Annotated in this window: 12 protein-coding genes and 1 pseudogene; 7 read left to right on the top strand and 6 right to left on the bottom strand. The window is 73.5% G+C overall.

What is annotated here, in order from left to right; all coding sequences use genetic code 11:
* The first annotated feature begins 130 nt into the window (after positions 1-130).
* The 7 genes from IM778_RS03860 to IM778_RS03890 all read left to right on the top strand — a co-directional run bounded on the left by IM778_RS03860 (position 131) and on the right by IM778_RS03890 (position 7536).
* Entirely contained in the window at positions 131-970 is an 840-nt protein-coding gene (locus IM778_RS03860; RefSeq protein WP_194410770.1) for a hypothetical protein, read from the top strand.
* A gap of 17 nt (positions 971-987) precedes the next feature.
* The gene (locus IM778_RS03865) at positions 988-2832 is read left to right on the top strand and encodes a copper amine oxidase (RefSeq protein ID WP_194410771.1); all 1845 of its coding nucleotides are present in this window, start codon (positions 988-990) and stop codon (positions 2830-2832) included.
* Positions 2833-2901: 69 nt separating this feature from the next.
* On the top strand, positions 2902-3579 hold the full coding sequence (locus tag IM778_RS03870; RefSeq protein WP_194410772.1) for a DUF305 domain-containing protein: 678 nt from the start codon (positions 2902-2904) through the stop codon (positions 3577-3579).
* Positions 3576-4103 carry a signal peptidase I gene (gene lepB, locus IM778_RS03875; protein ID WP_194410773.1) on the top strand — a complete coding sequence of 176 codons (528 nt, stop codon included), beginning with the start codon at positions 3576-3578 and terminating at the stop codon, positions 4101-4103. Before IM778_RS03870 ends, lepB begins: the two co-directional genes overlap by 4 nt.
* A gap of 103 nt (positions 4104-4206) precedes the next feature.
* Positions 4207-6591, top strand: a complete 2385-nt coding sequence (locus IM778_RS03880) for an FdhF/YdeP family oxidoreductase (protein ID WP_194410774.1) — start codon at positions 4207-4209, stop codon at positions 6589-6591.
* 25 nt (positions 6592-6616) lie between these two features.
* Positions 6617-7096: a MogA/MoaB family molybdenum cofactor biosynthesis protein gene (locus IM778_RS03885; RefSeq protein WP_194410775.1), complete on the top strand. Its 480-nt coding sequence runs from the start codon at positions 6617-6619 to the stop codon at positions 7094-7096.
* Positions 7096-7536, top strand: coding sequence for a molybdenum cofactor biosynthesis protein MoaE (locus tag IM778_RS03890; RefSeq protein ID WP_194410776.1), 441 nt, complete (start codon positions 7096-7098; stop codon positions 7534-7536). Before IM778_RS03885 ends, IM778_RS03890 begins: the two co-directional genes overlap by 1 nt.
* A gap of 46 nt (positions 7537-7582) precedes the next feature.
* Here IM778_RS03890 and IM778_RS03895 read toward each other — a convergent pair.
* The 6 genes and pseudogenes from IM778_RS03895 to IM778_RS03920 form a co-directional block, all read right to left on the bottom strand.
* Positions 7583-7818 (bottom strand): annotated as a pseudogene (locus tag IM778_RS03895) (MoaD/ThiS family protein).
* Entirely contained in the window at positions 7818-8087 is a 270-nt protein-coding gene (locus IM778_RS03900) for a DUF6457 domain-containing protein (protein WP_194410777.1), read from the bottom strand. The pseudogene IM778_RS03895 and the gene IM778_RS03900 overlap by 1 nt, the downstream one beginning before the upstream one ends.
* A complete protein-coding gene (gene mobA / locus IM778_RS03905; protein WP_194410778.1) occupies positions 8084-8788 on the bottom strand; it encodes a molybdenum cofactor guanylyltransferase in 705 nt (234 codons plus the stop codon). Before mobA ends, IM778_RS03900 begins: the two co-directional genes overlap by 4 nt.
* Positions 8785-9279: a cyclic pyranopterin monophosphate synthase MoaC gene (gene moaC / locus IM778_RS03910; protein WP_194410779.1), complete on the bottom strand. Its 495-nt coding sequence runs from the start codon at positions 9277-9279 to the stop codon at positions 8785-8787. The genes mobA and moaC overlap by 4 nt, the downstream gene beginning before the upstream one ends.
* A complete protein-coding gene (locus tag IM778_RS03915) occupies positions 9276-10520 on the bottom strand; it encodes a molybdopterin molybdotransferase MoeA (RefSeq protein WP_228484735.1) in 1245 nt (414 codons plus the stop codon). The genes moaC and IM778_RS03915 overlap by 4 nt, the downstream gene beginning before the upstream one ends.
* Positions 10517-11632 (bottom strand): ThiF family adenylyltransferase, encoded by a 1116-nt coding sequence (locus IM778_RS03920; protein WP_194410781.1) that lies wholly within the window; start codon positions 11630-11632, stop codon positions 10517-10519. The genes IM778_RS03915 and IM778_RS03920 overlap by 4 nt, the downstream gene beginning before the upstream one ends.
* Positions 11633-11682 lie beyond the last annotated feature (50 nt).

Here is an 11682-nt window from a genome sequence, read left to right on the forward strand (position 1 = left end):
CCGGTGTCTCATCGGGTTTTCGCGGGGCGTTCGAGTGAGCACACGGCGAGGAAACGGCGAACGCGAAGAATCGGCGCGACGCGAGTCGTCGGCCGCGTCTTCCGACATCGACGCCATCGAAAGGAACCCTGTGACCCACACACAGCACTCCCCCGGAGAGGATCCGCCGCCCGGCTCGCAGTCGCAGCGATGGGCCCGCCTCCTCACGCCGCGTGCCCTCGGCATCGGCTCGGCCGTCGCTGCAGGCGCCGCCGCGGTCGCGCTGGTGTTCGCGACGCAGACCGCCGTCCAGGCCACCTCGTCGCCCGAGACGCCGGCCTCGACTCCGATTGCCGCCGACAGCACCGACGAGGACGCACCCGAGAAGGCCGAGCAGATCGCCAAGCCCGCCACGATCGCCGCCGCGTACGACCAGCTCAGCGGTGCCGAGGTCGAGTACGTCCGCTTCCTCGGCGCGCAGGACCCGGCGTTCTCGACCGGACAGGACGTGTTCGGCCAGCCCGGCATGCAGTTCCTGTCGACCGACGTCGCCGACCCGCAGGCGTACGGCGACGGCCAGCGCCGGCTGCTGTCGCTCTACTACGACTACGCCACCGAAGAGACGGTCAGCATGATCGTCAACGTCACCCGCGGCGTCATCGAGGCGGTCGAGCGCGCGTCGGGCACCCAGCCCGCACCGACCGACGCCGAGACCTCGTTCGCGTGGGAGCTGCTGCTGGACTCCGACGCGGCCCAGCCCGTCGTCGACGAGTTCGCGAGCCTCACCGGCGGCTCGGTCCTCACTCCGGCCTCGGCCGAGGTCGAGCTCACGGCGCATTCCTTCGTGACGGATGCCGGAGCCTTCGGCGCCGAGGCGTGCGGCGTCGACCGGTGCGTGCAGCTGCTGGCCCAGGTCGACGGCGGCGCGTTCCTCACCACCAGCACCTTCGTCGTCAACCTGTCGACCCGAGAAGTCCTGACCATCTCATGACCATGGAGAACACCCACATGAAACGAACCCCCCTTCGGCGGGTCTTCGGCGCCGGCCTGGCGATGGCCGTCCTCGCCGGCGGACTCGTCCTGTCCGCCCCGGCCGCCGCCTCCGCGCAGACCGTCACCGAGGCCTCCTGCTCCGGCGACTCGCTCGTCTCGGAGACCCTCGAGTCCGGGTCGAGCTGGCAGATGTGCTGGCGCATCGACTCGTACCGCGGCCTCGTGCTCGACAAGATCGCGTACCAGCCGCGCGACGACGCCGCGCCGATCCTCGTGCTCGACTCGATCGCCCTCGCGCAGCTGAACGTGCCGTACGACACCGGCGCGACCGAGTACAACGACGTCACCACCTACCAGGTGGGCGGCCGTCGGCTGCAGGCGATCGAGGCCGTCGACTGCCCGGTCGGCGAGGTGCGCGCGTCGTGGGTCGACGCGACGCGCGGAGTGATCCCGGCCGTCTGCATCGGCGAGGAGGACTCGGGCCTGGCGTATCGCTCGAACATCGCGCGGGACGCGCTGTATGCCGCCCAGGGCACCGACCTCGTGCTCCACTCGGTGTCGCGCATCGGCTGGTACGAGTACCAGACCGAGTACCGGTTCCACGACGACGGCGAGATCTCGGTGCGCCTCGGCGCCACCGGCGACCTGTCGCCCAACGACTACGTGAACGTCGTCAACCACGGGTGGCCGCTCGCACCGGGCCAGGAGGACTTCGCGGTCAACCACTACCACTCCGCGTTCTGGCGCGTGGACTTCGGCCTCGACTCCGGCACCAGCCAGATCGTCGAGAAGTTCGCGACCACGCACACGGGCGAGCACGGCACGACCGGCGACACCGGTCACACCGCCATCCTCGACACCCAGATCACGCCGGTCACCACCGAGACCAAGACGATGGGGGCGAACCGCGAGGCCTACCGCGTGGTCAACCCCGAGAGCCTCAACGCGGACGGCCACGCCCGTTCGTACGAGATCATCGTGCCGCGCGACCAGGCGTACAACCTCAACCCCGAGACCGACTACGACATCGCGTTCACCAACGCCAAGTCGGACGAGCTGCACGCGAGCTACAACCTCATCCCGTCCAAGGCGGGGCAGATGGTGACGGACTACATCGCCGACGCCGAGTCGCTCACCGACCCGGTGGCGTGGGTGAACGTGGGCTTCCACCACATCAACCGCGATGAGGACCAGAGCCCCATGCCGATCCACTGGCAGGGCTTCACGCTCTACCCGCGGGACTTCGCCGCTCAGGCGCCGAACATCCCCGAGGGCCGCAAGTGGGTCAACGGCGACATGCGCGGGGTGCCGAACCCCAACATCACGCCCATGCCCACCGCGTCGCCGACGCCGACTCCGACGACCGAGCCGACGGCGCAGCCGACGACCGAGCCGACCACCGAGCCGACGACCGGGCCGACCGCGGAGCCCACCCCGGACGTCGCCTCGGTGACGTTCGGCCACGCCGAGGTCGCTCCGGGAGGGACGCAGACGGCGACGGCGGGCGGTTTCGCCCCGGGCGAGACCGTGAGCGCCGTGCTGCACTCCGACCCGGTCGACGTCGGGACGTTCCTCGCCGATGACGAGGGAGTGGTGACCGCGCAGTTCATCGTCCCGTCCGACACGTCCCCCGGCGAGCACACGCTGGTGCTGACCGGGCAGACGTCGTCAGCGGTCGCGCAGGGCACCTTCATGGTGGCAGCCGCTTCGCCGTCCGCGATCCTCGGAGCGCTGGCGACGACGGGCACCGACGCGAACCGGTGGCTGCTGTCGGGCCTCGTGCTGCTGGTCGCCGGTGCCGGTCTCGCGGGCACCGCGTGGTACCAGCGGCGTCAGCAGGCAGCCAGGGCGCACGCCTGAACCCCGCCGCGGGGCGGCGCGAACCGACGCGCCGCCCCGCGGCATCCGCTCACCAGAAGGGACTCCCGCATGCGCAACCGGATCGCCGCCCTCGGCGTCGTGCTCGCCGCGACGACAGGGCTCGCTGCGGCGGCCGTCGTGACGCTCGGTGCGACCACGTCGGTCGCGTCGGCTCCGCAGGCGGCGGCGCAGCGGGCGACGGATGCCGCGACCGCCGTCTTCCCGACCCTCGAGGACCACTGCTACATCGAGGGCATGATCCCGCATCACGAGCAGGCGCTCGAGCTCAGCCGGCTCGTGCTCGATGCGGCCGGCGTGCGCGAGCGGACGCGGGCGCTGGCCGAGTTCATCGTCGCCGACCAGACCGCCGAGATCGGGACGATGCGGGCCTGGCAGGACGCGTGGCGGCGCGCGATGCCGGCCGAGGGGACCGGTGCCGGGCACGCCGGCGGCGCGCACGCCGGCCCGGCGGCAGTCGTGACGGGATGCGGCGACCACGGGCACGCCGAGATGAAGGGCATGGCCACCCCGGCGCAGCTCGCGGCGCTCGCGGCGGCCGAGGGCGAGGCCGCGGACCGCATGTTCCTCGAGCTCATGATCGTGCACCACGAGGGCGCGCTCGAGATGGGGGAGCGCGCGGTGCGGTACGGGTCCAACGCCTTCGTGCGCACGTCGGGCAAGCACGTGCTCGTCGAACAGGAGCGGGAGATCTCCGCGATGACGGCCCTCCTCGCGGAGGCGCCGTGATCGCGGCCCCGCGTCGCCGGGCGCTGCGGTCGGCTGCGGCCGTGCTCGCGCCCCTGGTCGCGGCGGGTCTGATCCTCGCGGCGTTCGGGGTGGCGACCGTGCGCAACGACTCGATGACCCCGACGCTGCGCAGCGGCGACCTCGTCGTGTTCGACCGGTGGACGCCTCCGGCACGCGGGGACATCGTGCTGCTGAGCGACCGTCAGGGCTGGTCGGGCGAGGTCGGCGCCCTCCTCGTCAAGCGCGTCGTCGGCATCGCCGGCGACGTCGTGGTGTGCTGCGAGACCGGGAGCGGCCGCCTCGTCGTCAACGGCGAGGCGGTCGACGAGGAGTATGCCGCAGGCTCGCGCCCCGGCGGCGACATCCCGTTCCGGGTGACGGTGCCCCGCGGCGCGGTCTGGGTCATGGGCGACAACCGCGCGGCGTCGGCCGACTCCCGCGCGTCGGTGTCGTCTCCCGATCACGGTGCGGTGACGAGCGAGCAGCTGCGGGGGACCGTGCGTGCGTGGTGGAGCGGGTGGTGACCCGGCCTCGGCCGCGGCCCCCGGCATCCGTCGATCTCTGCTGAACTCCCGTCGAATGGGAACCGCCGGCCCCGGCGAGGCCGGGCGGGAATAGCCTGGAAGCATGGCGACGAAGCCCCCCACTGCCGACATCGACGAGACCCGGGTGCACGTCACGCGACCGAAGAAGGTCGCGGTAGGCGTGCCCGCGGTGCTGCACGCGCTGCAGATCGCGAACGAGCAGATGGGCGTGGCCCGCTCGGTGCAGACGCTGATGCGGGTCAACCAGAAGGACGGCTTCGACTGCCCCGGCTGCGCGTGGCCCGAAGAGGAGCGCCGCCACGTCGCGGAGTTCTGCGAGAACGGCGCGAAGGCTGTCGCCGAGGAGGCGACGCTGCGCCGCGTCGGGCCCGAGTTCTTCGCCGCGCACTCGATCGACGACCTCCGCGCGCACGACGACTGGTGGCTGGGCCAGCAGGGGCGGCTGACGCATCCGATGATGCTCGACGAGGGGGCGTCCCACTACCGGCCGATCTCGTGGGACGACGCGCTGCGCGTGATCGCCGACGAGCTGGGTGCGCTCGACGATCCGGACGAGGCGGTGTTCTACACGTCGGGTCGCACGTCGAACGAGGCGGCGTTCCTGTATCAGCTGCTCGTGCGCGGGCTCGGCACGAACAACCTGCCCGACTGCTCGAACATGTGCCACGAGTCGTCGGGCTCGGCGCTGAACGAGACCATCGGCATCGGCAAGGGCACGGTGTCGATCGACGACATCCACGACGCCGACCTGCTGATCGTGGCCGGTCAGAACCCCGGCACGAACCACCCGCGCATGCTGTCGGCGCTCGAGAAGGCCAAGCAGCGCGGCGCCACGATCATCGCCGTCAACCCACTGCCCGAGGCCGGGCTGATGCGGTTCGAGAACCCGCAGACGGTGCGCGGCGTCGCGTTCGGAGGCACCAAGCTCGCCGACGAGTTCGTGCAGATCCGCCTCGGCGGCGATCAGGCCCTGTTCCAGGCGATCGGCAAGCACCTGCTCGAGGCGGATGCGCTCGCGCTGGGCGAGGGCGCCGGCGCGCCGGAGGGCTCGGGGAGCGGTGCGGCGGTGCTCGACCACGAGTTCATCGCGGCGCACACGAGCGGCTTCGACGCGTACCGTCGGGCGATGACGGATGCCTCGTGGCGCGAGCTCGTCGCCGCCACCGGGCTTCCCGAGAAGACGCTGCGCCGCGTCGGCGAGCTGGTGCGGCAGTCGAAGGCGACGATCGTGTGCTGGGCGATGGGGCTCACCCAGCACAAGCACTCGGTGCCGACGCTGCGCGAGATCGTGAACGTGCTGCTGCTGCAGGGCAACATCGGGCGCCGGGGCGCCGGGGTGTGCCCGGTGCGCGGGCACTCGAACGTGCAGGGCGACCGCACGGTCGGCATCTACGAGAAGCCGTCGGCCGCGTTCCTCGACGCGCTCGACGCCGAGTTCGCGTTCGCCGCCCCGCGCGAGCACGGGTTCGACACGGTCCAGGCGATCCGGGCGATGCGCGACGGCCGCGTGCGGTTCTTCATGGGCATGGGCGGCAACTTCGTGTCGGCGACCCCCGACACGCGCGTGGTCGAGGCGGCGATGGGCCGCGTCGGCCTGACGGTGCAGGTGTCGACGAAGCTCAACCGCTCGCACGTGGTGACCGGAAGGCGCGCGATCATCCTGCCGACGCTCGGCCGCACCGACCGCGATAGGCGCGGCGGCCGCGAGCAGAAGGTCACGGTCGAGGACTCCATGGGCGCCGTGCACGCCTCGCGCGGGCGCCTGGCGCCGCCGTCCGACGACCTGCTGAGCGAGGTGGCGATCGTCGCACGGCTGTGCGCCCTGCTCTTCGGGGGATCCTCGACGACCGAACCCCGGAATGCCCCCCAGGCGGAGTGGGCGGCGCTCGAGACGGACTATGCGCTCATCCGGGCGCATATCGAGCAGGTGGTGCCGGGCTTCGACGACTACGAGGAGCGCATCGACAGGGGTCGCACGCTGCACCTGCCGAACGGGCCTCGCGACGCGCGGCGGTTCGCGACGCCCGACGGCAGGGCGCGGTTCACCGTGAACCCGCTGGAGTACCCGCGCATCCCGCGCGGTCGGCTGCTGCTGCAGACCCTCCGCTCGCACGACCAGTACAACACCACGATCTACGGCAAGGACGATCGCTACCGGGGCATCCACGGCGGGCGGCGCGTCGTGCTGGTCAACCCGAAGGACATCGTGGCGCTGGGCTTCGCCGAGGACGAGATCGTCGACCTGGTGTCGGAGTGGCGTCGTCCCGACGGCACGCTCGAGGAGCGCCGGGCCGAGGAGTTCCGCGTCGTCGCCTACCGCACCCCGCGCGGCAACGCCGCGGCGTACTATCCCGAGACGAACGTGCTCGTTCCCCTCGACTCGGTCGCCGACGTCAGCGGCACGCCGACCTCGAAGTCCGTCATCGTGCGGCTCGAGCGACGGGTGCCGGAGCCCGCGCGCGGGTGAGAGTCCGCGTGCATAGGCTGGGGGCATGACCCGAGCCGCCGTCATCACCGTCTCGGACCGCTCCGCCGCCGGCGAGCGCGAAGATGCGAGCGGACCCCTTGCGGTCGCCGCACTGCGCGAGGCCGGCTTCGACTGCGCCGACGCGGTGGTCGTGTCGGACGGCGCCGACAACGTCGAGCGCGCGCTGACGGTCGAGGTGGTCGCGGGCGCCAAGCTCATCATCACGAGCGGCGGCACCGGCGTCGGTCCGCGCGATCAGACGCCCGAGGGCACCTCGCGCGTCGTCACGCGCGAGGTCCCCGGCATCGCCGAGGACCTGCGCCGCCGGGGCGCCGCCGAGAAGCCCGCGAGCCTGCTCACGCGGGGGATCGCCGGCGTCGTCGATCCGCACGGCGCGCTCATCGTGAACCTGCCGGGTTCTCCCTCGGGGGTCGCGTCGGGGATGCCGGTGGTGCTCTCGGTGGCCCGTCACGTGCTCGACCAGCTCGGCGGCGGTGATCACTGATGGATGACTCGCGGGGCGACGTGCGCGTCGCGGCGATCAGTGCCGAGCCGCTCGACCTCGACGCGCACCTGCGCGCGATCGACGACCCCCGCATGGGCGCGGTCACGACGTTCGTGGGGCGCGTTCGCGATCACGACCCGGATGCCGCGACCGCCGTCGTGGCGCTGGAGTACTCCGCGCACCCCGACGCCGAGGCCGCGCTCGCGCGGCTGGCGGCGGCCGCCGTGGGATCGACCGGGGCGCTGGTGGCCGTCTCGCACCGGGTGGGCACGCTCGAGGTGGGCGACGCGGCGGTCGTCATCGCGGTCGCGTCCGCGCACCGTGCCGAGGCGTTCGAGGTGTGCCGCACCCTCATCGAGACGATCAAGACCGATCTCCCGGTGTGGAAGAAGCAGGTCGAGTCCGATGGCACCGCCTCCTGGCTCGGCCTCGGCGGCTAGGTCCGCCCGGGCGCCGGGGCATCGATCCGGCGCCGGGCCCCGGGGCTCAGCCGCCGGCGAAGGGCGGCAGGACGTCGACGAGGTCGTCGGACGCCAGCGGGGTGTCGTCGTCGGCGCGGGAGCCGTCGACGAGCACGGCGCAGCGGGGGAGGATGCCGCCGCGAGCCCCGGATAGGCGGCCGTGACGGCGCGGCGCAGCTCGCCGAGGGTGGCCTCGGCGCGGCGCTCGGTGTCGAGGCCGGTCGCCTCCTGCGCGGCGGCGAAGTAGCGGACGACGGCCACTACGAATCCCACCCCTCGGCCAGTTCGGTGACCGCTGCGAGCGCTGCGCGCACCTCTGCCGGGTCGGCACCGGCACGGCCGGCGGCCAGTCCTGCGGCGAACGCGCCCAGCGGCGCGGCGGGACGGGCGACCCCGTTCGCGACGTCGCGCGCGAGGTCGAGCACCGCGGCGACCGGCACGTCGGCCTCGGCGAGGCCCAGCCTCTCACGCAGGGCCTCGGCCCACGCGTCGAGTGCCTCGGGCGGAAGGGTGCGGCTCTGCTCGCTCATGATTCCTCCGGTGCGGTGGGGGCGGCGCGCGCTCGTGTGCGGGCCTCTTCCAGATCCTGCCACGTGTCGACGTCGCGGGTCAGTGCGTCGTCGGCGGTGACGACCGCGACGGCGAGGTCGTCGACGAGCGCGCGCACCGATGCGCCGTGCCCGCGACCCGGGAGGGCGGATGCCGCGGCTCGCAGCGCGCGCGTGCGGTACGCGCCGGTCAGCCATTGGGGCCTGCTCGATGCGTCGCCGAGGCAGATGCCGTCGGTGTCGGTGGGGAGGAGCACGATGTCGGCCAGGAGCCGGCGCACCGCCGCGCCGGCGGAGGGGAGATCGCAGGCCAGCACGAGCGTCCACTCGGGGTCGGCGTCCTCCGGCCACGACGCGAGGGCGGCGACGATCGCCGCCGCCGGGCCGCCGAACGGCGGGTCCTCCCGCACCCAGGTGATCGGCAACGCCGGGTCGAGGATCGGTGCCACGACGGTGAGGGGGCGGGCTCCGGCATCCGTCGCCGCCGTCACGGCGGCCGAGAGGAGCGTGCGGCCGCCGACCTCGAACAGCGGCTTGGCTGCGCCGTCGACGCGGCTGGCTCGGCCGCCGGCGAGCAGGATCGCGCCGATCCCGCCGGGGACGTCACCACCTCCGGGCGCGGAGCCACCGTTGCGATCGGAGGCATCGTCTGCCCCCGCTGCAGGCCGGGGTCCGGGCGTCATGCCTCGCCCGGGCGAGCCCAGTCGCCGCTCTTGCCGCCGGTCTTCGCGACGATGCGGACGTCCTCGATCGAGGTGGCCTTGTCGAGGCCCTTCACCATGTCGACGATCGCGAGGGCCGCGACCGAGACGGCGGTGAGCGCCTCCATCTCGACGCCGGTGCGGTCGGCGGTGCGTACCGTCGCCTCGATGGCGACGCCGGCGTCCTCGACGGCGAGGTCGAGTGCGGCGCCGTGGACGCCGATGACGTGCGCGAGCGGGAGCAGTTCGGGCGTGCGCTTGGCGGCCTGGATGCCCGCGACACGGGCGACGGCGAGCACGTCGCCCTTGGGCACGGTGCCGTCGCGCAGCGCCGCGACGACGTCGGGCGCGCAGCGGACGAATCCGCGTGCGGTCGCCGAGCGCACGGTGGGCTGCTTGAGCGTGACGTCGACCATGCGCGCGTTGCCCGCCTCGTCGAGGTGGGTGAACGTCTGCGGCTTCTCGGTGGTCATGAGATCAGCATGACATCGACGATGTCGCCCGCCGCGACGGCGTCGACCTCTGCGGGCACGACCGCGTACGCCTCGGCGCGGCCGAGGCCGCCGGCCAGATGCGACCCGCCGGAAGTCGCGGGCCGCGCGCTCCACCGTCGTGGGTCGGCGCGGTCGATGGTCACCGGCAGGTACTGACGACGGCCCGGCGGCGTGCGCCACCCGGCGGCTGCGGGCACCGCGATGACGGGGCGCCGAAGGTCGCCGCGGCCCTGCATGCGCAGCAGCGCCGGGCGCACGAACACCTCGAACGACACCGCCGCGCTCACCGGGTTGCCGGGAAGGCCGAACAGGAGCGTTCCCCCGGGGAGACGGCCGAAGCCCTGCGGCTTGCCGGGCTGCATCGCGACCTTCGAGAACTCCATGGTGCCGGCGAGGGTCGTCTTGACGACCTCGTAGGCGCCGGCGCTCACGCCTCCCGAGAAGATCACGACGTCGGCGCGCTCGGGCGAGGCCGCGTCGGTCACCTCTGCGAGGACGCGGTCGAGCTCACCGCCTTCGTCCGACACGCTGGTGCGTCGCACGACGACGGCGCCTGCTTCGGTGGCGAGGGCACTGAGGGCGCGGCTGTTCGACTCGGGGATCCGGCCTCGCCGCAGCGGTGCGCCGGGTTCTGTGAGCTCGCTGCCGGTCGAGATCACGGCCACGCGGGGCCGACGCGACACGACGACCTCCGCGACTCCGGCGGCGGCGACCGCGGCGAGCTGCAGCGGGCCGAGCGGAGTCCCCGCCGCGAGCACTTCGTCGCCCGTTCCCGCATCCTCGCCGGCGCGGCGGATGTGGGCTCCGACAGCGCGGGGTGCGCGCTGCACGGCGATGGCGCCCAGCGAGTCCGCGAGGCCGCCGGCGGTGTCTTCGAACGGCACGATGGCGTCGGCGGTGGTCGGCACCGGTGCCCCCGTCATGATGCGGGCCGCCTGCCCGGACCCCAGCGCCGGGTCGTCGGCGGTGCCCGCGGGCAGGTCGGCGATCACGTGGAGCGTCACGGGCGCGTCGGGCGAGGCGGCCGCGACGTCGGCGAAGCGCACGGCGAAGCCGTCCATGGCGGAGTTGTCGAAGCCGGGGAGGTCGACCGCGGCGAGGACCGGCTCGCGCAGCGTGCTGCCGTGCGCGGCGTCGAGGGCGACGCGCTCGGCCTCGAGCGGAGCGGCGGCGGCGAGGACGTCGTCGAGGTGCCGCTCGACCGTGCGCAGGCCGCTCACGCGGGCACCGTCACGGGTGCGCCGGCGCGCTGCCATGCCTCGATCCCGCCGGCGAGGACGGATGCCTCGACTCCCGCGGCACGCAGGGCCGCGGCCGCGCGCTGCGCGCGCATCCCGACCTGGCAGACGACGACCACCGGTCCGCGTCCGGCGCGTCCGGGTTCGGCGAGCACGTCGGCGAGCGGGATCAGCACCGAGTCGGGGACGACGCCCTGCGCGGTCTCGAACGGCTCGCGGACGTCGAGCACGACGGCGCCCGCGCGCTGCGCGTCGGCGGTCTCCTGGGGGTTCAGCTGACGGATGCGGGGCACCGCGCCGGCGACCGGGGCGGACGCGCGCCGGGCGGAGGCGGGCCTCAGCGGCACCTCGCTGGTGCGGCCGCGGAGCGCGTCGATCACCACGACGCGACCGAGCAGCGGATCGCCGGTGCCCGTGAGGAGCTTGATCGCCTCGGTCGCCAGCAGCGCGCCGACCTGGAGGCACAGGGCACCGAGCACGCCGACCTGGGCGCAGGTCGGGACGTCGCGCTCGGCATCCGTCGGGTACAGGTCAGCGAGGCGCACGGGCGTGACACCGGCGGGAGGCGCCGACCAGAACACGGTGGCCTGCGCGTGGAACTCCTGCACCACGCCCCACACGAGCGGAACGCCGAGCCGCTCGCACTCCGCGGCGACGGCCTCGCGCGTCTCGAACGTGTCGGAGCCGTCGATGACGACGTGGGCGCCGTCGAGCAGCTCGCGCGCCGATTCGGGCGTGAGCCGCGCGGCGAGCGGGCGCACCACGGTGGTGGGGGAGAGGTCGGCGGCGACGCGTACGGCCGAGTCGACCTTGCGCGCGCCCACGTCGGTGACGCGGTGCATCACCTGGCGCTGGAGATTGGACGCCTCGACCAGGTCGTCGTCGATGACCGTGATGGTGCCGACGCCGGCGGCGGCGAGGGCGAGCACCGCCGGCGAGCCGAGTCCGCCGGCACCGACGACCGCGACGTGAGCGGCGGCCAGTCGCCGCTGCGCGTCGTCGCCGAATCCCGCCAGCACCCGGTGCCGGGCGGTGCGGGTCTGTTCGGCGTCGCTCAGTCGCGCGACGGGCTCGACGAGTGGAGGAAACGCCATGTCCTCAGGCTACGCCGGGGGGAACCGGGTGCGGGTCTGAGTAGCGACTG

It is taken from the genome of Microbacterium cremeum, from assembly GCF_015277855.1.
In the GTDB taxonomy this organism is placed as follows: Bacteria; Actinomycetota; Actinomycetes; order Actinomycetales; family Microbacteriaceae; genus Microbacterium; species Microbacterium cremeum.

Excerpts from the sequence above, each read along its gene's own strand:
- IM778_RS03865 (WP_194410771.1), top strand. The coding sequence starts at position 988 with ATGAAACGAACCCCCCTTCGGCGGGTCTTCGGCGCCGGCCTGGCGATG.
- IM778_RS03870 (WP_194410772.1), top strand. The coding sequence starts at position 2,902 with ATGCGCAACCGGATCGCCGCCCTCGGCGTCGTGCTCGCCGCGACGACA.
- IM778_RS03880 (WP_194410774.1), top strand. The coding sequence starts at position 4,207 with ATGGCGACGAAGCCCCCCACTGCCGACATCGACGAGACCCGGGTGCAC.
- IM778_RS03885 (WP_194410775.1), top strand. The coding sequence starts at position 6,617 with ATGACCCGAGCCGCCGTCATCACCGTCTCGGACCGCTCCGCCGCCGGC.
- IM778_RS03890 (WP_194410776.1), top strand. The coding sequence starts at position 7,096 with ATGGATGACTCGCGGGGCGACGTGCGCGTCGCGGCGATCAGTGCCGAG.
- IM778_RS03900 (WP_194410777.1), bottom strand. The coding sequence starts at position 8,087 with ATGAGCGAGCAGAGCCGCACCCTTCCGCCCGAGGCACTCGACGCGTGG.
- mobA (WP_194410778.1), bottom strand. The coding sequence starts at position 8,788 with ATGACGCCCGGACCCCGGCCTGCAGCGGGGGCAGACGATGCCTCCGAT.
- moaC (WP_194410779.1), bottom strand. The coding sequence starts at position 9,279 with ATGACCACCGAGAAGCCGCAGACGTTCACCCACCTCGACGAGGCGGGC.
- IM778_RS03920 (WP_194410781.1), bottom strand. The coding sequence starts at position 11,632 with ATGGCGTTTCCTCCACTCGTCGAGCCCGTCGCGCGACTGAGCGACGCC.